Origin of the sequence: Streptomyces sp. NBC_00212, from assembly GCF_045206365.1 — a bacterium.
Taxonomy (GTDB): Bacteria; Actinomycetota; Actinomycetes; order Streptomycetales; family Streptomycetaceae; genus Streptomyces.
In genome coordinates this window covers 345,425-366,511 of record NZ_CP108115.1, presented here as the reverse complement: position 1 = coordinate 366,511, position 21,087 = coordinate 345,425, and the positions used below count along the sequence as shown (strand labels likewise).

Sequence of the window (21,087 nt, the reverse complement as noted above, 5' to 3'; positions counted from 1 at the left end):
GCCGCACCCTCATTCAAGGTGATATGCATCACAATCGTATCGCTGGGTCGTGCGCCGCGCCGGATGTGGGAAGCGCCCGTTTTCGGCGCTGTTCCGCTCCGAGTGGCCCCGCGCCAAGCGCGGCGCCCAGAACATCCACCGGCTTCGAAACCTGCAGGTCATCGGGGCCGGCTCGGTTCAGTGCTCGTGCCTGCCCTGCCGGGCCGCGGGTGCGGCTGCGCGGCCGTTGGCCGAGAAGTGCTGGTAGTCGGGTGGGGACCAGCGTCCGCCCCATAGCCAGCCGACCTCGCGCATTGCCGTGCTGACCGCATCGCCCCGGTGGATCATGCCCTTGTCGTGCCGGTTCCGGTCGAGGAAGACGGCACCGGCCGATGGATACACCACGTCGTTCACATCGACGTACGGGTTCTCCAGCGTGTTGATGTCCACGGCGTCGCCGTAGGAGTGCTGGGAGACCTGGGTGGGATCCCCGGTGACGGAGCGGCAGTTGAAGGCAGAGGTGTTGTCGGCGGCCATCGCCGCCACGTCGTTGCCGTCGAACTCGGCCATCACCCGCATCTGCCGGATCGGGAAGTGCGCCTCGAAGGCCCGCTCGAAGACGTACAGGAGCGGGGCCACCGCCTGCTCGCCGACCACGAGTTCGCCTGGGTGGACCCGGCCGTCGAAGCCCCAGTGGTTCATCTGGATCAACCGGAGTCCGGACGGCGGGACCGGGCATCCCGGATGCCAGCTGCGGCCGAGCTTGGAGGCCGGGACGTCCGAAACGCTCGCGTCCAGCGCGGGCACGTCTGCCCGCGGCGGCACGGCGGCCGCCGGGGGCCCCAGGCAGCAGGCGAGCAGGGCGGCGCCGGACATCGCGAGGGCGAAGGGCGTACGCCGGATCCTGGCCGTACGCGCGGAGGTCCTGGTCGAAGGGGGCGGGGTCTCGGCTGTACGAGGTGCGGGCTTGGTCACCGGACAGGAATAGCGTGCCCCAGCCGCGCGGATGCTGCTGACGGCGTCCGGCCAGCCGGATTTCGCCCAATACGCCCAACCGGCCGGTACCGGTCGGCCGAAGACTGTGCAGGAAAGCATGGCCCGGAGGCGAGGGACGTTACCTGCGCGGTCATTGGCATCCCCCCCTGCCACGTCGGTGGCCTGCGGAATGGATCCTGATCCGGAAGACGGCGGTCGTCGCCGTTCGGCGTGACACCGACCTCGGTGGGTGAGGGGGCGTTTGTATAACCTCAGAAGGGGGGTTGGCCTTTTCGGCGCTCGGCTTGGTCCTTTGGGGAAAAGCGTGGGGCGACTACGTGCGAAGCCGCCCCTTGCTTATTGCTGTGGAGTGGAGCGAAGCAGCCCTGTCTCCGGGCCGTACAGCGGTCTGGACCGGCTGGGCACAGCCCAGCTTTGACGCCCCGAAGCCCCGGAAAGAGAGGTAGACGCCGACCATGACCAACGAGTGGTACGTCCTCATCGAGGAGGACACCCGGACAACCGAGCACCCCGACGGTGTGGAACTGAAGCTGCATCGATGGACGCTGGTGGGCGCTCACCCCATCGGTCAGGATGAGGCGGAGGCGGTTGCGGCGGCCGAGGATGCGGCGCTGCACTACACGCCACGCGTACTGGCCCGGCATGCGCGGCCGGGAGACGAGCCGGCCCGGCATGCGTTCCTCGCTCAGGACGGTACCTGGGTCGTGCTGGTGAGGCAGCGTCACCGCGAGTGCCACATCAGGGTGACCACAGCCCGGCTCATGCACTCGCAGGCAGAGAAGGAAGCGCCGACGAAAAGCCTGAAGGAAAAGTTCCGCGGAGCCCTGGAAGGCCCGCCGGCCCTCGCGAAGCCGTGGGCCCCACCAGGCAAGCGGCAACAAGCCTGACTCCGAGCCCTCCCTCACCCACGCCGCGGTCCGGCTCGGCCAGTCCCGCCCAAGGAGCTGCGCCCAAAGGCGTCTTGTATCCGTGGGGCCTGCTGCTGGAGGCAGAAGTCGATGCGGCCGATGGCTCGGGACTGGGGGGAATGACGTCGAAGGCCCGCTTGTATGCATTACGACTTCAGGGTGGTTCCGCAACAAGGTCGGCGGATTCCGGCGCGCCATCGGGCGGTTTAGGGGTCTTTAATACTAATTTCCGTGACCGTAAGGAATCGATCTGCCACGGATCGTATCCACGTCACTCCATTGGAGATCACATGAACGAGCTTCGCAAGGCGGCCGTCCTGGTCGCTGCCCTGGGCAGCTTCGGAATGCTGGCCGCGGGCACGGCGCAGGCGCACGACGGCGGGAAGGGCGGCGACCAGTTCGGTATCGGGCAGAGCAGCAACTGCCGGTCGCACGACCTGAACGTCGACGTTCTCGGCCAGGTCGGCATCCTCAACGGCGTGCTGGGCAACGCGCTCAACGGCGAGGGCAACCCGGGTGCGCAGAACACCCACCTTGGTTCGAGCATGGGCTGCAACAACAGCGCCTTTTAACCAGAGGTTGTTGCAAAGTCCTGTGGCTGCCGCATCGCACCTGGCCAGGTAGTTGAGTCTCTGGCCTCGGGCGAGTGCCTACGACGGCTCATCGGTGCATGATGGGCGTCGAGACCATGACCAGCACAGACGCCACGGTCGAACCTGCGCCCTCAAGGGGCCGAAGCGACCACGTCGCCGACTTTGCAACAACCCTGCCGGTCGGCCTGCCCGTACGCAGCGCCTGCCGCACACCGAGCCGGAGCTGTGGCGGTGCGGGTGTGCCCGACTCTCGAAGGGGTGCGACTCCTTGGGAGGGACTGGCCGAGCTGAGGCTCGGCGAAACGATCGCGAGAGGTACGGCTGCTCGCCGGTCGAATGCCGCAGGTGGCTCCACCCGCCGATCCACATCGGCCGGGTGGTCGCCGCCGGAGGGCGCAGAAGCAGCGGAAGGATCACGTACCGCTTGCGAATCCGCAGGTCTGCGCTGGTGATGCGGTCCTCCAGGGAACTGTAACCACGTGCTTGTGAGGTCTGCTGGGAGTGGTCCAAGAGGCGGAGACGCCCGCCCTCGTGGCTGAGGCTGCGCGAGGGCGGGTGGTGTTGTCCGGCCCGGGTGGCTACAGGCCGCCGGTCATGTCGCGGACCGTCACCTGGGCTCCCGTGATGGTGTTTTGGGCTGTGGCGAGGAGCGTTTGGACGGTGGCGGAGGTGTTGCCGACTCCGGACGCGGCTGTGGCAGGGGTGGTGAGGGCACCGAGGAGTGCGGCGGTTCCCAGAAGTACGGCGGTGATTCGACGCATGGTGTTGTGCCTTTCGGGGCGGGGGGCGTGGTGTTCGGCTCGGCAGTCGATGGAGTCGCTGCTCTAACCGCCTGAGTTGGTGATCGGGCACGTCACCCACCCCAATGGAGGACCGGGGAGACATGCCGCATGACTGCTGTGCAAGGGACACGCGAGAACACCTCATACGTAGTACGGGATACGTAGTACGGGGGTTCAAGGCGGGCGCGCAGCGAGGCTTGTCCTGGCGCCCGTCTCAGGCGTTCCTCACGGACCCTTGGGAGGCCGGTCTTGACGTGGTGGGCGTGGGGTTGTCGGAGAGCTTCGCCGAGGTCACCTGAGGCTTCCGAGTGCGGTGACGGTTTTGATGATGATGGGGAGGATGCTGGCGGTTCCGAGGAGGATTGCGGCGGTCCGGCGCATGAGGGATTTCCCCTTGATGTGGTGGTAGTTGAGCTTGGCTCGGTAACTGGTCCAAGCTGCCGCACGACTGCTCAAGCCGGTGGATGGACACGCTGCCGGTTACCCGAACAGCGGCCACCCTTTCCGATAGCCACCCCGGCCGGCGTCAGAGCCCGCCCGGAGCTGAGATCGACCAACCCCCGCCTTCCGCATCAGCGGAACCCGGCCCGCCCTCCTGGGGATTGGACCGGATCGTTCAACCTCTATGGTGTGCATCGCAGAGGTTTGGTGATCGGCTCGGAGGTGCCATGTCCCCGCAGATGAGGTTGCGCGCGATAACGCTCGACTGCGCTGATCCGCTGGCTCTGGCGGCGTTCTACGAGCAAGCCACCGGCCTTGAACCCCACCCGAAATCCGATGCCGACTTCGCCGGACTCAACTGCGAGGACGAACTCTTCATCGGCTTCCAGCGGGTCGACGACTACCGGGCTCCGTCCTGGCCCGACCAGACCGTTCCCCAGCAGTTCCATTTCGACTTCGCGGTCGACGACCTGGACGAGGCCGAGGCCCGGCTGCTTGAGCTGGGAGCCAGCAAGCCGGATTATCAGCCGAATGAGGACCGGTGGCGGGTCCTTACTGATCCTGCTGGGCATCCTTTTTGCTTGGTCAAAGGATAATTGGCACTGATTCGACGAATACCCCTCATGGAGCTCCTGCACGATCCGGACCTGACCAGGCGATCGACCGTGTCTACGAAGGCCGGTGCAGCAGGCCACGTTCGAGGGCGACGACCACGGCGCGGGTCCTGTCGTTCACATCGAGTTTGGCGAAGAGCCGCAGTAGATGGGTCTTCACGGTGGCTTCCGCGATGACGAGCCGCTTGCCGATGTCCGCATTGGTGAGCCCGTCGGCGACCGCGTTCAGCACTTCGGCCTCTCGGGTCGTGAGAGGAGCCTGTACGGGCTGCCGCATCTTGGCGACGAGTTTCTGGGCCACCCGCGGGGCGAGTACGGTCTCCCCGCGCGCCGCCGCGCGAATGGCGTCGGCCAACTGGTCGCGGGTGGTGTCCTTGAGCAGATAGCCGATGGCGCCGGCCTCGACCCCGCGCTCGATGTCCGCGTCGGTGTCGTACGTGGTCAGGATCAGTACCCGGGTCCGCGGATGCCGGGCGACAATCTCGGTTGTGGTCGCGACCCCGTCGAGTACCGGCATCCGCAGGTCGATCAGTGCGACATCGGGTTCGTGCCGGTCGACGAGTTCGAGCGCCGCGCGCCCGTCGGAGGCTTCGCCGACGATCTCGATGCCGGGTTCGGAGGCGAGCAGGGCGATGACCCCGGCGCGCATCACCGTGTGGTCGTCGACCACGATGACGCGGAGTTTCCCACTGGTCATGCCGTCACCTCGTGCTCCGTGGGAGTCATGGGAACCATCGCGAGAACACGCGTACCGTCGCCGACCGAGCTGGTGACGGTGAGCCGGCCGCCCAGCTCGGCGAGGCGTTTGCGCATCCCGTCGAGCCCGAACCCGCGTGACTGCCCGATCACGAAGCCGCGCCCGTCATCGGTGATTTCCAGCTCGACGCCGTACGGCTGCGGCGTGAGCACGACGCTCACGGTGGAGGCCGCCGCGTGCTTGCGTACATTGGCCAGCGATTCCTGCGTACAGCGCAGCAGCGCGACCCTCGTCCGCTGGTCGCACACGGGGTCCGCCAGTTCCGCGACGACAGTGAGACCGGTGTCCTCCGTGAACCGGTCCAGGGTCCGGCGCAGCGTCTCGGCCACCGAGCCGGCGGCCACCCGGCTCTGCTCTGCGGAGCCCACCAGTTCGCGCGCCTCGGCGAGGTTTTCGCGCGCGGTGCTCTCGATCGAACGCAACTGCTGGGCGCTCCTGTCCGTATCGCTGTCGAGCCCCGCGCGCGCGGCTTCGGCGAGGACGACGATGGACGCGAATCCCTGCGCGAGCGTGTCGTGGATATCGCGCGCCATGCGCTCCCGTTCGTCGGCGGCACCCTGCCGCTGGTGGGCCTCGGACAGCCGGAGCTGGGCCTGCTCCAACTCCTCTATGAGCCTGGCGCGTTCGCCGCTCTGGGCCACGACCGAGTGGACCCACAGCCCGATCAGCACGCTGGCGGCGACCACGATGAGGGTGGAGACGACCGTGGACCCCAGGTACTCCAGGCTCCAGCCCTTCCGCAGCCAGCTCCCGGTCAGTGTCGACACGGTGGCGAGCCCGGTGAAGACCAGACAGGACCGCACGGTCCTGGCGAACAGCCAGAAGTGCGGCAGTGTCACGATGAACAGCGCCGCATAGCCGCTCCAGAGATACGCGATCCCGCCGAGCCCCAGGACCAGCACCCACAGATAGGTGTACGGGCGGAGCACGGGGTTGCCGGGGAACCGGTCGAGGACCGTGTAGCAGAGCACCAGAGCGCCTAGCAGCAACAACGGCCAGTACGTGCCGCCGCCCAGGTACTCCATCGTGGCAAGACCGGCGGCAAGACCGCCGAACAGCACCCAGCAGACCGCGTTCCACCGGCGCAGCGTCCTGGCCCAGAACGGGTCGGCGGGGTGGCCGAAGGCCGTGCCGCTGAAGGAGTTGGGACGGTTGTCGGCCCTCGACCGTGGAATCATGTGGATCAACCTACTTCGACCGCCACGGCCGCCGGCTGGGTCGCCCGCCGCATGCCGCGCGAGGGCCACCAGCTCCTCTCGCCGAGCAGCAGCATGACCGACGGCAGGATCATGATCCGGATGATGAAGGCGTCGAGCAGCACGGCGGCCGCCAGCACGAAACCGATCTGCTTCATCTCGATGATGTGAAGGAAGACGAAACTGGCGAAGACCGTCACCATCACCACCGCGGCGCTGGTCACCACGGCCGCCGAGCTGCCGATCCCGTCGAGCACCGCCTTGCGGGTCGGTACGCCGGCGAGGACGGCCTCCCTGATCCGGCTGACCACGAACACCTGGTAGTCCATCGAAAGACCGAAGAGGATCACGAACAGGAACAGCGGTACGCGGGAGCCGATCGAACCGGTGGAGTGGAAGTCCAGCAGGCCCTCGGCCCACTTGGCCTGGAACACCAGGACCAGCAGTCCCAGCGCGCCCGCCGCGGACAGCAGGTTGAGTGCGACGCCGATCAACGCGAGCACCACGGAGCGGAACGCCAGCACCGTCATTCCGAAGGTGACGAGCAGCAGCGCCCCGATGACCAGGGGCAGTTTGCCGTTCTGGTGGGCGGGATAGTCGGCGGCCCGGGCGACATCGCCGGTCACCCCGGTCTCGGCCCCCGGTATCCGCCCGGCTGTGGCGGGCAGGTAGTCGCCCCGCAGGCGGGCGAGGGACTTCCCCGCCTCGGCGGAGTTCGCGAGGTAGGGCACGGACAGCTCCAGCACACTGACGCGGTGGTCGTCCGAAGTCCGCAGCCGAGGCCGGCCGGTGAACAGCGGGTCGGCCTGCGTGCGCCGCCCGAGCTCCTCCAACGCTGCGGCCACCTCATCGGCGCGGTCCGGCCGGGCGCGTACGACGACCTGATGTGTGACCCGCAGCTCCGGGAAGGCCTCGTTCAGCCGGTCGTACGTCTGCATCGCGGGGATGGCGCGCGAGTGGGTGTCCCGGCCCATCTCCACCAGCTTCAGCCCCGTCAACGGGGCGGCCAGGCCCAGCAGAACGAGCACCGAGATGCACAGGGTGGCCGCGGGATGCGTGCTCGCGGGCCGCATCAGCGCCGCCCACACCCGGCTGGTTCCGGCCTTCCGCACCCTCCGTGGCGTACGCGTCCTGCGGGCCGCCCGGCGCTCGGCCCGCTGCCCGGTCTTGACAAGGAGCGCGGGCAGTACCGTCAGCGAACTGGCCACGGCGACCAGGACGACGACGATGGTGCCGGTGGCCAGCGAGGAGAAGATGACGTCGGAGGCCAGGTACAGCGTGGCCGTGGAGACGACGACCGCGAGTCCGGAGACCACGACCGCCCGCCCCGAGGTCGCCGCGGCCAGCTCTACGAGTGCCTCGGATCCGAGCCTGCCGCCGGAGCGCGCCCGCTCCTCCCGTTCCCGCTTGAGGTAGAAGAGCGTGTAGTCGACGCCGACCGCGAGGCCGATCAGGATGATGACGTTCGTGCCGACCCCGGCGTCGGGCGAGACGTGCGAGGCCACCATCGACAGGCCCATGGCCGCGGCGATCGACGAGAGTGCCAGCAGCAGCGGCACGGTGGCCATGAGGAGGGAGCCGAACACGAGCAGCAGGGTGATCAGGGTGACCGGCAGGGTGATCGCCTCGGAGAGCGCCAGGTCGCTGCCGCGCTGAGCCTCCACACCCTGGCTGGTGGAGGGGCTCCCGGTCTCCTCCACCAGCAGATCCGGATGACTCTTCTGCACCGCGGCAGTCTGCGCGCGCAACGGACCGACGTGCTTGCGTGCGTCCAACTCCGGCCCCTTCATGGTCACTTGCACCAAGAGGACCTTCCCGCTTCCCGAGATGCGCGGCCCGGCCACGCCCTCGACTTCGGGCAGCTTCGTCATCCGGGCAGCGATGTCCCGCGCGGCGGCCTCGGAAGCCCGCTGGTCCAGAGTGTCGGATCTGGCCGAGACCAGCACCTGCTCGACGGGCTTGCGCTGCAGATGTCCTTCGGACGCCATCGCCTCCGCGCGACCGGCCTCACCGACCCGGTAGTCCTCAGTGGTGGCGTTGTGGGTGCCGACCGCGATGCCTAGGCCCAGACACAGCACCACGAACACCAGCCATCCAGTGATCGCGCGCCAGGGGTGCAGGGCGCTCCAACGAGCGGTGCGCACAGGTAGTTCTTTCATGGGGAAAGCGTTGCCGGTCATGCCATGCGCGCGACAGCACCGCCCGGTTGTACCTTCCGTCCACCGGTCGGTGGACCCTTCTGGTGGGGCTGCCCCCCCGGAACCAATCTCAAGGGTTGGCTGCTGGCGTACTGGTGACGGTCTGGCAGTCACGCAGGCCAACGTCCCGCCACTTGCCTCCTCCTTCGTGAGACCAGTGAAGTACCTGAGTACTGAACTGAGTACGACAGCTCAGGTCCGTGCCTGGCCGGGAGCTGGAAGCTGGGGCCATGACAACACCGCCTTCCATCTGCCCGCCGCCCCTGCCGCCGACACCTCCGCTGCCACATGGGCAGCGGCGAACTCGGCGTGCCTGGACGGTCGTCACCGTCGGCGCGCTGGTTCTGGTGCTTCTCGCTGGCGGCGTGGTGTGGTGGCTGACGCGGGACGACGACAACTCCCCGCTGGCCGGGCGACCGCGCGTGACGGATACCGCGGCCGGCCTCTCGTACGCCGTGCCGGAGGGCTGGAAGCGCAACGACGGCAAGAGCCTGATCCAGGCCTTCACTTCCTCGATCACCACGAAGGGGCCCGACGGCCATGGCGGATCCGCCGTGCTCGCCGGGCGGGGCGGGCCCGTCGACGAGTCCGCGCTGCAGCAGCGGACGGAGACGGCGGCGCGTTCCAACGCGGAGTTCTTCTACCCGGACGGCAAGTCGACGGTGGAGGAGTCCCGGCCCACGACAGTGAGCGGCCGTTCCGCGTACACGGTGGTGCTGAGCACGCGCGACGACAGCGGGAGGGCAGGCCGGATGCGTCTCACCATCGTCGCGCAGACCGGCGACCGGTCGGCCTTCCTCCTCGGAGTCACCGAGTCACCCGAACCGGCCGACAACCGCGAGGTCGACGCGGTCCTGGCCAGCGCGGCGGTGGGCTAGTAGTACTCCGTTAGGTCTTCCTGGCGGGCCTGTTCGGGAGCATGGTGGGTGGGTGGACGCACATGAAGTGATGCGTGTTCGGGCGAAGTTGGCGTTGTTCGTGGCGGATGTGTTCGCCTCGGTGCCGCGCAAGGACCAGCGGGCCAAGAGCGACTGCTATCTGCGGGGACTGATGACGGATGGTCGCCGCAAGTCGATCCAGGCGATGGCCGGCCGCCTGCCGGACGGTAACGAGCAGAACCTGCAGCAGTTCGTGAACCAGTCGACCTGGGACCCGGTGCCGGTACGACGGCGCATTGCTGAGCGGATGGTGCCGCAGGTCGTCCCGGATGCGTGGGCGGTCGATGATGTGTCGTTTCCCAAGGACGGGAAGATGTCGGTGGCGGTCGCGCATCAGTACTGCGGGGCTTTGGGCAAGCAGGCCAACTGCCAGGTCGCGGTGAGCGTGCATGCGGTCTCCGACACCGCGTCCTGTCCGCTGCAGTGGCGGTTGTTCGTGCCTCAGGAGTGGGTGGACGATCCCGAACGGCGGCGCAGGACCGGGATACCCGAGGAGCTCGGGCACCGGGAGAAGTGGCGCCTGGCCCTGGACATGCTGGACGAGCTGGCCGGATGGGGGTTGTGCCCGCCGGTCCTGGTGGCCGACGCCGGTTACGGCCAGAACGCCGACTTCCGCGACAGTCTGGACACGCGGGGCATCGGCTATGTCGTGGCCGTCCGCTCGGATATGGCCGTCCACCCGCACGACGCCAGGCCGGTCACGCCGCCCTGGTCGGGCAACGGCCGCAAGCCGCAGCCCCGCTACCGGGACAAGCCGTCCCCGGTGGCCGCGCTGGCGGCCGGCCGGGGACGGCAGGCCTTCACCGAGATGACCTGGCGGGAAGGCTCCCGCGGACCGATGCGCTCACACTTCCTGGCGCTGCGGGTGCGGCCGGCCGGGGTCCGGGCCCGCCGCCTGGTCCAGGCCGCCGCCACCGCCCAGGAGGGAGTCTGGGACGGGGTCCTGCCCGAGGCCACTCTGCTGGTCGAGTGGCCCGAAGGCGCCGAAGCGCCCACCGACTACTGGCTGTCCAGTCTGCCCGCCGACACCGTGTCGGCTGAACTGGTCCGCCTGGCCAAGATCCGCTGGCGCATCGAGCACGACTACCGGGAACTCAAACACGGCCTCGGGCTCGACCACTTCGAGGGACGTTCCTGGACCGGCTGGCACCACCACGTCACCCTGGCCACCGCCGCCCACGCCTTCCTCACCGAACAGCGCCTGGCCCCAAAAGCCGATACACCGGACTCACCCTCTACCAGATTCTCGACATCATCCAGGACCTGCTGAACTGCTGGACCGGCACCTGCACCACCTGCCACCGCCCCCTGCCCGGAACACCCACCACCAGCCAGAACCCAAGAGCCAGAACGACCTAACGGAGTACTACTAGCGGCAAAGGGGGAGTGACCGAGATACGCGCCAAAGGGGGAACGGGATGATCTTGAAGTTCTGATGCGCTTGGACTCACCTGCGGCGGCGGGCAGCGGGGTCGCGTTCGGCGACGTGCCGGGCGACCGAGTCGACGCCGGGACGGGCGTACCGCTCCAGGGAGCGGACGGAGGCGTGTCGGGAGCGGGCCAGCAGCATCGGGGTTGAGGTGCCGTCCTCCGCGTCGTGCGTCAGGGCACTGTGACGTAGGCGGTGGAGCGTCCACCCGTCCAGGTCCTCGATGTCCTCGGGTGAGGCGAGCGGGTTGGCCAGTAGCCGCGTCTTCTCCTCGAAGATCTCCTCAGCGCGGCGGTAGGAGAGCCGGGCCCGGCTCGTCTCCGGGCAGACGTCGAGCGTGGGTGTTCCGGCTGGAGCCTTGCGGTCGGTGAGGAACAGCGGGCCGCGGGTGCGGCGGCCGATGAGGCGGGGCAGCGACTGGGCGGTGCCGGACTGCCAGTGAATCCACTCGGTCGCCCCGCCCTTGGCGGTGATCCTGCCGCGCTTGTCCTGTGGGTACAGGTCTTCCACATTCAGGCACAACACCTCGTCGGCCCGTGCGGCGGACTCGTAGAGCATCTTCCACTGCGTTTTCTCTCGCAGGGCGACGTCCAGGCGCCACAGCGCGGCGATCTGGTTCAGTGCCAGGGCCTTGGTGCGGTCGGGCGGTGCCGGCCGCCGCTCGATGCCGATCGTGGGATCGGCTCCGATCCAGCCCTGGCCCTGCCCCACCAGCCGATTGCCTTGTGAGCGATGGACAGTTCGCGGTTGACGGTGTCGGCGCCCATCTCGTCCGCCCGCGCCGCCGCCAGCTCGGCCAGCACCTCCGGCAGCGCCGGATCGTCGATCGCGGCGACGGGTAAGAGGGGCGGCTTCGCGCTCCGGCGGGCCGGACTCGTCGGCGCGGGTTCGCCGGTGAGCATCCATCCCCACGTCGTCAGCAAGATCCTGTAGATCCGCGCGGAGGACTTCGCGATGCCCGCGCCGGTGAGGCACCGCTCGACCGCCGCGATGTACGTGGCAGGAGGAGCGGACATGGGCACGACGCGGGCGCGCGGCAACCGCAACGCGCCCCCGCCTCCGAGTTCGGTCACTGGTTCGATCGTCACGCCCGCCCCGTCCTCCCGGCACTGCCCCAGTAAATGCGTACACCTCGCCCCGAGGACGACGGATTGCCCCGCCGCAGGTCGCGGTGATCACGGCAGGGGCTCCGCCGCAGTAAATCCGGCATTTACTGCGGCAGTTGTGCCTACGTCTCCACAATCGAGCATCTGCCCCAATGCGGTTCCGCTGTGCGGACTTGAGGGGAGGGGACTGTCAGTGCCCGACGCCGACCAGGCCAGGCGCCAGCGTGTTTGCCTGGGTCATACCCCCAGGTCCTCCGTCACGGGAAGGCACTCGGCGAGCAGGTCGACGACGTCGCGCCAGGCTCGCTGTGCGTGCTGTGGGTGGTAGCCGACGCCGGGACGCACGGTGTGGTCGACCGTCGGGTGGTGGAAGGCGTGCAAGGCGCCGCCGTAAACCGCGAGGCGCCAGTCGACGCCCGCGGCCTGCATCTCAGAGGTGAACGCGTTCCGTTGCGCGGGCGACATGATCGGGTCTTCCGACCCGACCCCGGCCCACACCGGGCAGCGAATGCGCGCCGCCTCGCCCGGTCGGCCCGTGATAGTTGCGTTGACTGTCCCGATCGCGCGCAGGTTGACGCCGTCGCGCCCGAGTTCCAGCGCGATGGCGCCCCCGGTGCCGTAGCCGACGGCGGCTATCCGGTCGGGGTCGGTCCGCGGTTCGGTGCGCAACACGTCGAGCGCCGCGTGGCCGATGCCTCGCATCCGGTCGGGGTCGGCGAGCAGCGGCATGCAACGGGCCAGCATCTCCTCGGGGTCGCCCAAATAGCGCCCGCCGTGAAGGTCGAAGGCCAGCGCTACATATCCCAGTTCGGCGAGAGCGTCGGCCCTGCGGCGCTCGACGTCGCTGAGCCCCGTGCCCTCTGGCCCGAGCAGCACCGCGGGCCGGCGGTCGACACCGGCCGGGAGCGCGAGGTGCCCGATCATCGTCAAACCGTCGGCCGGATACTCGACCGTACGCGTCGTAATCGTCGTCATGAGACTGGACTGTAGTGATCGTCGGGCCCGGTCCGGCCGGTGTTCTGCCGCTGGCAGAACAGCCCGGGTAGCCCAAATACGGCGATGGCTCACAAGAACCGTCACAAACCCCGTCCCCACGGCAGCGCTATCGGATCACCTGCCCAGGCCACGGTGTTGGGCCGCGCTCGGCGTCGCGACCGGTCAGCGCGATTCGCGCGCCCAACGCCTCGGCGATCGCCCGTCCGATGCCACCGGCGGCGAGCGCTCCGTCAGCCCGCCTCCGAATGGAAGTCGGCGACACCACGCTCGATAAGCGCCTGCTGCCGCCCCCGCGCCGACTCGTCAAGCCACTCACACGCTCATTCCGAAATGATCAGCAATAGAGGCGCTTCGAAGTGGATTCTGATGATGCGCTCGCCGCCTTACTTCGGAGGTAATCGTCTCGGCCGGACTGCGCGGGCTAGGTTGGGGTTCTCGCCGCGTGAGCAGGACGCGGACCATATGGAGGGGTCAATCATGTCCATAGAGACATCTACGAACACACGGACCGCCGTTGAGGAGTTACTGCGCAGAATCGGTGAGGGCGACCCCGAGCGCATCGCTGAGCTGTACGCCGAGCAGAGCGATTGGAAGCTGAACTGGCCGGAGGCCGAGCACGGTCGTACTGTCACGCCCTGGATCCGTCATCGGTCCACCCGGGCCGACGCGGCAGCCCACTATCGCGAACTTGCTGAGCACCATGTGCCGGATCAGGTGGCGACTGAGGTCGAGCGCATCCTCATCGACAGCAACGACGCGGTCGTGATCGGCGAGATCCGCCAGACTGCTCGGTCCACCGGACATGCGTATCGCGCGCGGTTCGCTATGCACCTCACCTTCGAAGACGGCCTGGTCACCCGGCACCATATCTACGAGGACAGCCTCGCCGTTGCTCAGGCATTCGACACCGAAGAACAGTGAAAAGCCACCAGGATGAGCATGAGGACGCTGGTTGCAGCCACTCGTTGATGGCTGCGACCAGTACGGTCGCTTCGTAGAGGACGGCCGGCTTGTCGGATCTCGTGGGACCGCGCGGTGCCGCTTGAGGCGGTTGATTCCGCACTCCACCGCGCGGCGCTTTTCGACGACCTGCTTCGCAGGCGCGCCCCGAAGGTCGTCCGAGGGGCGGAGACCCAGGTCACTTACGGCAGGCCCTTGCGCATCAGCGTGCACATGGTTTCGTACCGGAGGATCGAGCCATCGGGGGCCTCCGCGTCCCAGGCGTCCGGTTGCCGGTCGTAGGCCACGTAACCGAGTCGCTCGTACAGGGCGCGCGCACGCGGGTTGTTCTCCTCGACTCGCAGCTCGGCCCGCCGCACTCCACGTGACCGGATACGGCCTTCCGCGGCCCGGATGAGCAGCGTGCCGACGCCGTGCGACTGTAACGCGGGCATCACCGCGAGCTGCCACAGATAGCCCGCACCGGGAGTGGCACGGTAGTCGATGCCGCCGATCGCCACGGGCAGACCGGTTGCCGTGCAGGCCGCCAGGTAATCCACCTCGCCGGTCTCCGCACGCTCCAACTCCTTGGCCACCTGCTGGAGATGGGTGGGGGACCCGGACCAGGAGCAGGCCGGAAGATCGGCGGGCGTCAAGTCGCGGACCGCGATCGGTACGACCACTTCGGTCCCCGACGTGTGCTGAAAGTTCATGCCCTCATCCCAGCAGTGCGGCAGCGACACCACCACGGAATTTTGGAACCGGTCAGTCAGAGCCGACGGGTCCACCTCGTGCTGGGTGATCGGTGCGAGACGCTCGTTCCGGAGCGCGGTCGTCTCCAGCCATGTGCTGAGGTGACGAGGTGAGTGCCTGAGTCGCGCGGCCGGGAGCCTCGGTGCTGGATCCGTGGGCGAGGTCGTGGCCAAGCCGGGTCGGGTGGTGGTGGACTGTTTGGCCGTTGCGGATGGTGGCGATGAGTCCGGCTTCGCGTAGGGCCGAGGCATGTCGTGACGCCGCTGCGGGGGATACGCCGAGGACCGCGGCGAGTCGCCCGGTGGTGAGGGCGGGCGTCCTGATCACAGTGATCAGTGCTGCGGCCCTGGTCGTGCCCAGGAGCGTCACGAGGGCCTGGGGCGGGGCGTGGAGTTCAGGGTCGCGGGCGAGGGTGGCTCCTGTTGCGGGGTAACTCACGGTCACCGAGTCCGTCAAGGGGTTGAAGGTGATCCTGGTGGTCAGGACCGAAGGCTGGAGGATCACGGGACGGCCCTGGAGGGATTCTTCGCCGTCGAAGATGGTGTTCAGGCGCAGATGCCGGCCGTCCCAACTGACTGATGGATGAAGGGAGTTCAGCAGGGCGCCGGGGCCGGCGACCGCGCCATGGGCCTGGGCCTTGGCGGCCGCGGTCGCCACCGCTGAGGTGATGCGCCGCCTGTAGGGGTCGAGGGCGGTGGCGCGAAGGCTGACGAGCATCCGGTTCAAGATGGTGGTGGCGCCTTCGTGTCCGTCGGCCAGTGCTCGCGTGAAGGGGGTCAGGGCCCTGGACAGGGCGAGGTCTCGCAGCTGAGCGACCGCGGGCGGGGACTCCAGATCGACCGGTTCCGGCGCTGGATGGGTGACCGGGGCGAAGAAGCCCGGAATGTAGATGTCCGTATACAGGTCGAAGAGTCTGCTGTGTTGGGGGTTCCAGGTGCGGGCGACCTCGCACCGCCATGCCGACAGTCGGCTCACGGAGGTTCGGCCGGCCAGATGGGCGCCGCCCAGCGCGAGTTCGTAGCCGAAGGCGGGTGTGTCGGCGACTGTTGTGCGTTCAAGGTCGTCGCGGCTCAGGCGGATCCGTATCAACGCGTCGTCTCCCGGTGGGATCCCTGACGGTACTGGTCGTGGAGCCTTTGCATTGCGGTGCAAAAGCCTAGCCGCCGCGGTTTCGGGAGTCGATTGTGTAGTCGCTGCCCGGCCGGTGAAGGGTTCGGCAGCCAACTATGGGAGGGGACGCATCGTGAGGCAGGCCAGCCACAGCGCAACGGCACGCACCCGGACCAAGGTCGGCGCGGGGATCGTAGCGCTCGCAGCGATCGCGTTCGCGGCGGGGGTGATGCCGGCGTCGGCTGCGGCACCGACCGCGACGCACCAGAGCGGTGGGACCGCGTCGCCAGCGGTCAGAGACGGGGAGATCGTGGAGCTCTGGAATCTGAACAGCCAGCACTGCATGTCGGTGGGGGGCGGGAGCACGGCCGGCGGGGCCGGGATCATCCAGTGGTCCTGCTACGGCGGCGCGGAGCAGTACTGGGGTCTCTACCCCGTCTCGAACACTGGCGGCGGCTACCAGATCAGGAACAAGAACAGCGGCAAGTGCCTGGCCGATCCGGCGAGTTCGCGCAACGCCGGTGTCCAGCTGATCCAGTACGGCTGCGACAACGGGCCGGAGCAGACCTGGTACTTCCAGACGAACCCGGACACGGGTTTCACGCAGATCAGCAACCGGGTGAGCGGCATGTGCGCCGCGGTCGGTGGTTCGAGTACGACGCCCGGCGCCCCGATCGTCCAGTGGAACTGCACCGGCGGCTCCGAGCAGCGGTGGACGACCTCCGCGTGACCGCCGAACGCCGGGCCGTCAGGGCCTGATGACCCACGTCTCGCGGCTTCGTCTCACGGAGCCGCGAGACTCATCCGCACCGCTGCCACGCCGCGTCACCGTGTCGGCCGGTCCGTCCCGAGCTCTGCGAGCTGGGTGCGGGGGACGAACGTGTGCAGCTCCCGCCGGATGTGCTGCGACGCAAGGGCCACAGAGGGCCGCGCGAACGAGGGGCGGGGCACGCCTGTTCACCTCTCCAGCCACGCAGGGCCTGTGGTGACACCAGGCATACGTCGGCGATGCTGGGGTCCTTGTCGCCCAGGCTTGGCTCGCACGGTCTCACGGGCATGGCGCCGCAAGCCCGCAGTTTGCGAGAGGGACGTCTCAACCCCGCCCGGGCCGTGCCGCGTTGTTCCCGGCCCGCCCGGGCCCGCTCCGTGCGACATGCCGTCGGCTCAGCGGGGCTCGCCGAACCAGCGGTCGAGCGCCGGCTCCAGGTCCCCTGCGTCGGCCCAGCACACGTACCCGTCCGGCCGGATGAGCATCGGCTCGGTGTCGGCGCCCTGGCCCACCCGGTCCACCCGGTCCGACCAGGGGCCGGCGATCGTGGCGAACGCGTCGGCCGGGTCGAGCAGGATGCCGCGCCCGGACCGCAGCAGTTCGTGCACCCGGGCCGTACCGAGGTCCAGGTCCGGTGCCGGCCGGCCGACGAGCGGATGGGTTTCGTCGCCCGGCATCGGGTAGCGGAGGGCCATCCCGGACATCAGGTCGGCGAGATGGCGCTGGACGTCCGGGAGTTGAGCCATCGCCGTGAAGAGCTCCCGGGCGGCCAGCACGTCCGGATCGCGGGTACCTGCCCAGTCCATCAGGAGGCTCTGTGCCCGGACGTTGCGCAACACGGCGGCCCCGGCCGGATGCCGTTCCGCGTGATATGTGTCGAGCAGGTTCTTCGGTGCCCAGCCGTGCACGGCGGCGGCCAGCTTCCAACCGAGGTTGAGCGCGTCCTGCATCCCGGTGTTCATGCCCTGCGCGCCCAGCGGAAGGTGGACATGAGCGGCATCGCCCGCCAGGAACACCCGCCCGTGCCGGTACTGCTCGACCTGCCGCGACGCATTGGTGATACGGCGGGCGTAGCGCAGTTCGAGCAGGTGCACCCGCGTTCCGAACACGGTGCTCAGGCCGTGCCGGATTTCGTCCTCGGTGACCGGGGTCTCCCTCGGCAGCGACCGGCCCGGCCCGCCGATGACCAGTCGGCGCAGCTGCCTGCCCTGCGGATCGGTGCCGAGCGGGAACAGCGCCGCCCAGTGCCCGTCCTCGCCCCAGGTGTGCGACGTGGCCGGGTCGACGCCGCCCAGCCGGACGTCGGCGGCGATGATCGTCAACGTACCGGCCTGACCGGGGAATTCGGCCCGCAGCAGCGACCGTACGGTGCTGTGCGCTCCGTCGGCGGCGACGAGGTAACGGGAGTGGAGGGCGGCGCCGTTGGCGAAGGTCGCGGTGACTCCGTCGTGGTCCTGGGCGAGGCCGACCAGTTCGTGGTCCCTCCGGGCGCGCAGGCCGTGTGCGGCGAGGTGCTGTTCGAAGAACCCCTCGATGACCACCTGCGGCACGGACCGCCAGGGCAGACGGTGCCGGTTGGAGTGGATCGGGAGGGGGATACCGGCGAAGTGGCCAGTGGTGACGGGGTGATCTCCGGTGGCCAACAGGGGCTCAAGCAGGCCCCGTTGGTCGAGCGCCTCCAGAGTGCGGGACTGCACGCCGCCTGCCTTCGACAGGTCGCTGCGCTGCGACAGCTTGTCGACGAGCACGGTCGACACCCCCGCCGTCAGCAGCTCGTTGGCCAGCGTCATTCCGGTCGGGCCGGCGCCGGCGATGAGCACATCGGTGTCCACGGACTCTCCTTTGACTGTGTCGATCGGGACAGGAGCAACGCTGCGTCGGCCGAGTCGACCGGGCCAGTAACAGCCGTGATTCCGTTGGTACTTGACACCGTCTAACCTCGGTTCGGTGGAATCCGACTACGCATCCGACTACGACGACCTGGATCGTCGGCTCGTGCATGCCCTGCAGATCGACGGCCGTGCTCCCTTCAGCACCATCGCCGAGGTTCTCGGCGTGTCGGATCGCACCATCGCCCGCCGGTACGCCCGGTTGCGGTCGGCCGGGGCGGTACGGGTCCTGGGCGGGGTCGATTCGACCGCGCTGGGCGCCGTGCTGTGGTTCCTGCGGGTGCGATGTGCGCCCGCCGCGTCGCTCCCGGTCGCCGAGGCGCTGGCCAGACGCCCCGACACGTCCTGGGTGAGCCTCCACTCCGGCGGCACCGAGATCACCTGCGTGGTCCGTACGGAGAGCGAGGCGGACAGCGAGGCACTGCTGCTGGCCAAACTGCCCCGCACCCCGCGGGTGGAGGGCGTGACCGCGCACTCTGTGCTGCACGCCTTCTACGGCGGCCCGGACAACATGGTCGGAAAGTTCGGGTCGCTGGACGCGGAGGCGGTCGAGCGACTGCGCCCGCCTCCGGTGCCGCACCGACGGGGACCGGCGCGGCTCGACGACGGTGACCGCAAGCTCCTCGCCCTGCTCGCCACCGACGGCCGGGCCGGGTTCGAGCAGTTGGCCGCGGCGACCGGCTGGTCACCGACGACGGTCCGGCGCCGGATGACGGAGCTGCGCGAACACGGCCTGCTCTATCTCGACGTCGACGTCGACCTGCGCATGTTCGGCGTGAACGCCCGAACCCTGCTCTGGCTCTCGGTCGCCCCCGCGCACCTGGAGGAGGCCGGTCAGGCGCTGGCCGGGCATCCGGAGATCGCGTTCGCCGCCGCCACGACCGGGCCGACCAACCTGTACGCGAGCGTGGTGTGCGCGAACCAACGGGAGCTGTACCGGTACCTGACCACCCGGATCGCCGCCCTCCCGGCCATCACACACCTCGAAACGGCACCAGTGATCAAGACCGTCAAGCAGGCGGCGAACCGGACGTAACGACCGACCAGCACCCACCAACACCCCGGCCCGGCACTTTGCGATGCCGGCCGGTCCGGTCCGTCAGCCTCCGTCGGCCTTCAGCAGGTCCGCGCACTTCTCCCCGATCATCATCGTCGTGATGCACGGATTGACCGCCGGCAGGAACGGCATCACCGACGCGTCCGCCACCCGCAGTCCGCGCACGCCCTTGACCCGCAGCTGCGGGTCGAGAGCCGCGTCCGCGTCGTGCGGCGCACCCATGCGTACGGTGCCCGCCGGGTGGTAGACGGTGTTGTGGGTCTTGCGGATGTAGTCAAGGAGCTCGTCGTCGGACCGCGTGTCCGTGCCCGGGGCCAGCTCCCTGCCGGCCCAATCGGCCATCGCGGGACGGGAGACGATCTCCCGGGCGAGCCGCAGGCCCGTCGTCATCACGCGTACGTCGTGCTCGTCCGTGAAGTAGCGCGGGTCGACGCGCGGCTTGTCGCGGAAGTCGCGGGTGCGCAGCCGGATGGTGCCCGTCGAGCGGGCGCGGGTGACGTTCGGGGTCAGACAGAAGGCGTTGTCGGTGGTGGGGTAGCCGCGCCGGTAGGTGTTCATGTCGAACGGCACCGAGCCGTAGTGGAACATGAGGTCCGGGCGGTCAAGGCCCGGCTCGGTGTCGGCGAAGATGCCGATCTCCCACCACTGCGTGGACGTGGTGACCATCGGGCGTTTCGCCTCCCACATGATCACGCCCTCCGGGTGGTCCTGCAGATGCGAGCCTACGGCGGGGAGGTCGACGGCCACGTCCACACCGGTTTCGCGCAGATGCCCGGCCGGGCCGATGCCCGACAGCATCAGCAGCTTGGGGGAGTCGATCGCGCCGCAGGACACGATCACCTCGCGCCGGGCGCCGACGCTCCCGGTGTGGATCAGGTCCGGCGCCTGGTACTCGACCCCCGTGCAGCGCATGTCTCCGTCGAGCACCAGGCGTTTGGCGTGCAGGCCGGTGCGCACCTCCAGGTTCGGCCGCTTGCCCAGAACAGGGTGGAGGTAGGAGACCGAGGCGGAGGAACGGGTGCCGTCCGGGCGGCAGTTGATCTGGAACCAGTGCGCGCCGCGCTTGACCGTCGTGCCGGTGTTGAACGGCGTGACGGGGATGCCGGCCTCGGCGCAGGCCGCCAGCAGGGCCGATCCGCATGGGTCGTTCGGCGGGACGGTGCGGATGGTCACCGGGCCGGTGCGGCCGTGGTGGTCACCGGGCGCGTCGTTGGTCTCCAGGCGCTGGTAGAGGGGGAAGCAGTCCGCGGCGCTCCATCCCGTGCAGCCCAGGGCGCCCCACTCGTCGAGGTCCTCGGCCGGGGCCCAGAAGGCGATGCAGGAGTTGTGCGAGGAGCAGCCGCCGAGCACCTTGGCGCGGGCGTGCCGCATGAAGCTGTTGCCGTTCTCCTGCGGTTCCACCGGGTAGTCCCAGTCGTAGCCGGATTCCAGCAGACCCATCCACCGGTCGAGGCGCAGGATGGCGTCGTCGCCGACATCGGAGGGCCCGGCCTCCAGGACGCAGACCGTGACGGACGGGTCCTCGGTCAGCCGTGCGGCCACCACCGCCCCGGCGGTGCCGCCGCCGACCACCACGTAGTCGAACTCCTCCACGTCAGCTCCTTCTCGTCGCACGATGCGCTGTCATGCGCGGTCTC

At 68.9% G+C, this 21,087-nt stretch carries 20 protein-coding genes; 8 read left to right on the top strand and 12 right to left on the bottom strand.

The window, feature by feature from the left end; translation table 11 throughout:
* Nucleotides 1-177: 177 nt before the first annotated feature.
* Entirely contained in the window at nucleotides 178-954 is a 777-nt protein-coding gene (locus OHA17_RS02055; RefSeq protein ID WP_406503469.1) for a M15 family metallopeptidase, read from the bottom strand.
* A gap of 476 nt (nucleotides 955-1,430) precedes the next feature.
* Between OHA17_RS02055 and OHA17_RS02050 the strand changes: the two genes are divergently transcribed.
* Both OHA17_RS02050 and OHA17_RS02045 read left to right on the top strand, forming a co-directional pair.
* Nucleotides 1,431-1,862 (top strand): hypothetical protein, encoded by a 432-nt coding sequence (locus tag OHA17_RS02050; protein ID WP_406503468.1) that lies wholly within the window; start codon nucleotides 1,431-1,433, stop codon nucleotides 1,860-1,862.
* A gap of 311 nt (nucleotides 1,863-2,173) precedes the next feature.
* The gene (locus tag OHA17_RS02045) at nucleotides 2,174-2,455 is read left to right on the top strand and encodes a hypothetical protein (RefSeq protein ID WP_398880987.1); all 282 of its coding nucleotides are present in this window, start codon (nucleotides 2,174-2,176) and stop codon (nucleotides 2,453-2,455) included.
* A gap of 599 nt (nucleotides 2,456-3,054) precedes the next feature.
* Here the strand turns inward: OHA17_RS02045 and OHA17_RS02040 are convergent.
* Nucleotides 3,055-3,237 carry a hypothetical protein gene (locus tag OHA17_RS02040; RefSeq protein WP_398880989.1) on the bottom strand — a complete coding sequence of 61 codons (183 nt, stop codon included), beginning with the start codon at nucleotides 3,235-3,237 and terminating at the stop codon, nucleotides 3,055-3,057.
* 689 nt (nucleotides 3,238-3,926) lie between these two features.
* Between OHA17_RS02040 and OHA17_RS02035 the strand changes: the two genes are divergently transcribed.
* On the top strand, nucleotides 3,927-4,295 hold the full coding sequence (locus OHA17_RS02035; protein ID WP_406503465.1) for a VOC family protein: 369 nt from the start codon (nucleotides 3,927-3,929) through the stop codon (nucleotides 4,293-4,295).
* Nucleotides 4,296-4,368: 73 nt separating this feature from the next.
* Here the strand turns inward: OHA17_RS02035 and OHA17_RS02030 are convergent, their stop codons facing one another.
* From OHA17_RS02030 to OHA17_RS02020, 3 genes are read right to left on the bottom strand one after another with little or no spacing between them, the layout of a single operon-like run.
* Entirely contained in the window at nucleotides 4,369-5,010 is a 642-nt protein-coding gene (locus OHA17_RS02030; RefSeq protein ID WP_406503463.1) for a response regulator, read from the bottom strand.
* On the bottom strand, nucleotides 5,007-6,248 hold the full coding sequence (locus OHA17_RS02025; RefSeq protein ID WP_406503461.1) for a sensor histidine kinase: 1,242 nt from the start codon (nucleotides 6,246-6,248) through the stop codon (nucleotides 5,007-5,009). The genes OHA17_RS02030 and OHA17_RS02025 overlap by 4 nt, the downstream gene beginning before the upstream one ends.
* Nucleotides 6,249-6,253: 5 nt before the next feature.
* On the bottom strand, nucleotides 6,254-8,425 hold the full coding sequence (locus OHA17_RS02020) for an MMPL family transporter (protein WP_406503459.1): 2,172 nt from the start codon (nucleotides 8,423-8,425) through the stop codon (nucleotides 6,254-6,256).
* A gap of 269 nt (nucleotides 8,426-8,694) precedes the next feature.
* Here OHA17_RS02020 and OHA17_RS02015 point away from each other — a divergent pair, with 269 nt between their 5' ends.
* Both OHA17_RS02015 and OHA17_RS02010 read left to right on the top strand, forming a co-directional pair.
* The gene (locus OHA17_RS02015; RefSeq protein WP_406503457.1) at nucleotides 8,695-9,342 is read left to right on the top strand and encodes a hypothetical protein; all 648 of its coding nucleotides are present in this window, start codon (nucleotides 8,695-8,697) and stop codon (nucleotides 9,340-9,342) included.
* A 52-nt stretch (nucleotides 9,343-9,394) separates the two neighbouring features.
* Nucleotides 9,395-10,672, top strand: a complete 1,278-nt coding sequence (locus OHA17_RS02010; RefSeq protein ID WP_406503276.1) for an IS701 family transposase — start codon at nucleotides 9,395-9,397, stop codon at nucleotides 10,670-10,672.
* Nucleotides 10,673-10,849: 177 nt separating this feature from the next.
* On the opposite strand, the gene OHA17_RS02005 is transcribed toward OHA17_RS02010, so the two are convergent.
* From OHA17_RS02005 to OHA17_RS01995, 3 genes are all read right to left on the bottom strand, one after another.
* A complete protein-coding gene (locus tag OHA17_RS02005) occupies nucleotides 10,850-11,542 on the bottom strand; it encodes a tyrosine-type recombinase/integrase (RefSeq protein WP_406503455.1) in 693 nt (230 codons plus the stop codon).
* On the bottom strand, nucleotides 11,449-11,919 hold the full coding sequence (locus OHA17_RS02000; RefSeq protein WP_406503454.1) for a hypothetical protein: 471 nt from the start codon (nucleotides 11,917-11,919) through the stop codon (nucleotides 11,449-11,451). Before OHA17_RS02000 ends, OHA17_RS02005 begins: the two co-directional genes overlap by 94 nt.
* A gap of 255 nt (nucleotides 11,920-12,174) precedes the next feature.
* Nucleotides 12,175-12,912 carry a dienelactone hydrolase family protein gene (locus OHA17_RS01995; RefSeq protein WP_406503452.1) on the bottom strand — a complete coding sequence of 246 codons (738 nt, stop codon included), beginning with the start codon at nucleotides 12,910-12,912 and terminating at the stop codon, nucleotides 12,175-12,177.
* A 498-nt stretch (nucleotides 12,913-13,410) separates the two neighbouring features.
* On the opposite strand from OHA17_RS01995, the gene OHA17_RS01990 reads away from it, so the two are divergent.
* The gene (locus tag OHA17_RS01990) at nucleotides 13,411-13,854 is read left to right on the top strand and encodes a nuclear transport factor 2 family protein (protein WP_406503450.1); all 444 of its coding nucleotides are present in this window, start codon (nucleotides 13,411-13,413) and stop codon (nucleotides 13,852-13,854) included.
* Nucleotides 13,855-14,075: 221 nt separating this feature from the next.
* Here the strand turns inward: OHA17_RS01990 and OHA17_RS01985 are convergent, their stop codons facing one another.
* Nucleotides 14,076-14,585, bottom strand: a complete 510-nt coding sequence (locus OHA17_RS01985; protein WP_406503448.1) for a GNAT family N-acetyltransferase — start codon at nucleotides 14,583-14,585, stop codon at nucleotides 14,076-14,078.
* A gap of 52 nt (nucleotides 14,586-14,637) precedes the next feature.
* Nucleotides 14,638-15,714, bottom strand: a complete 1,077-nt coding sequence (locus OHA17_RS01980; protein WP_406503446.1) for a winged helix-turn-helix domain-containing protein — start codon at nucleotides 15,712-15,714, stop codon at nucleotides 14,638-14,640.
* Between the two features lie 331 nt (nucleotides 15,715-16,045).
* Here OHA17_RS01980 and OHA17_RS01975 point away from each other — a divergent pair, with 331 nt between their 5' ends.
* Nucleotides 16,046-16,465 (top strand): RICIN domain-containing protein, encoded by a 420-nt coding sequence (locus tag OHA17_RS01975; RefSeq protein ID WP_406503445.1) that lies wholly within the window; start codon nucleotides 16,046-16,048, stop codon nucleotides 16,463-16,465.
* Nucleotides 16,466-16,899: 434 nt separating this feature from the next.
* Here the strand turns inward: OHA17_RS01975 and OHA17_RS01970 are convergent, their stop codons facing one another.
* Nucleotides 16,900-18,336, bottom strand: coding sequence for an FAD-dependent monooxygenase (locus OHA17_RS01970; protein WP_406503443.1), 1,437 nt, complete (start codon nucleotides 18,334-18,336; stop codon nucleotides 16,900-16,902).
* Nucleotides 18,337-18,451: 115 nt separating this feature from the next.
* Between OHA17_RS01970 and OHA17_RS01965 the strand changes: the two genes are divergently transcribed.
* Nucleotides 18,452-19,429 (top strand): Lrp/AsnC family transcriptional regulator, encoded by a 978-nt coding sequence (locus tag OHA17_RS01965; RefSeq protein ID WP_406503441.1) that lies wholly within the window; start codon nucleotides 18,452-18,454, stop codon nucleotides 19,427-19,429.
* 63 nt (nucleotides 19,430-19,492) lie between these two features.
* Here OHA17_RS01965 and OHA17_RS01960 read toward each other — a convergent pair whose 3' ends face one another.
* A complete protein-coding gene (locus tag OHA17_RS01960) occupies nucleotides 19,493-21,043 on the bottom strand; it encodes a GMC family oxidoreductase (protein ID WP_406503439.1) in 1,551 nt (516 codons plus the stop codon).
* Nucleotides 21,044-21,087 lie beyond the last annotated feature (44 nt).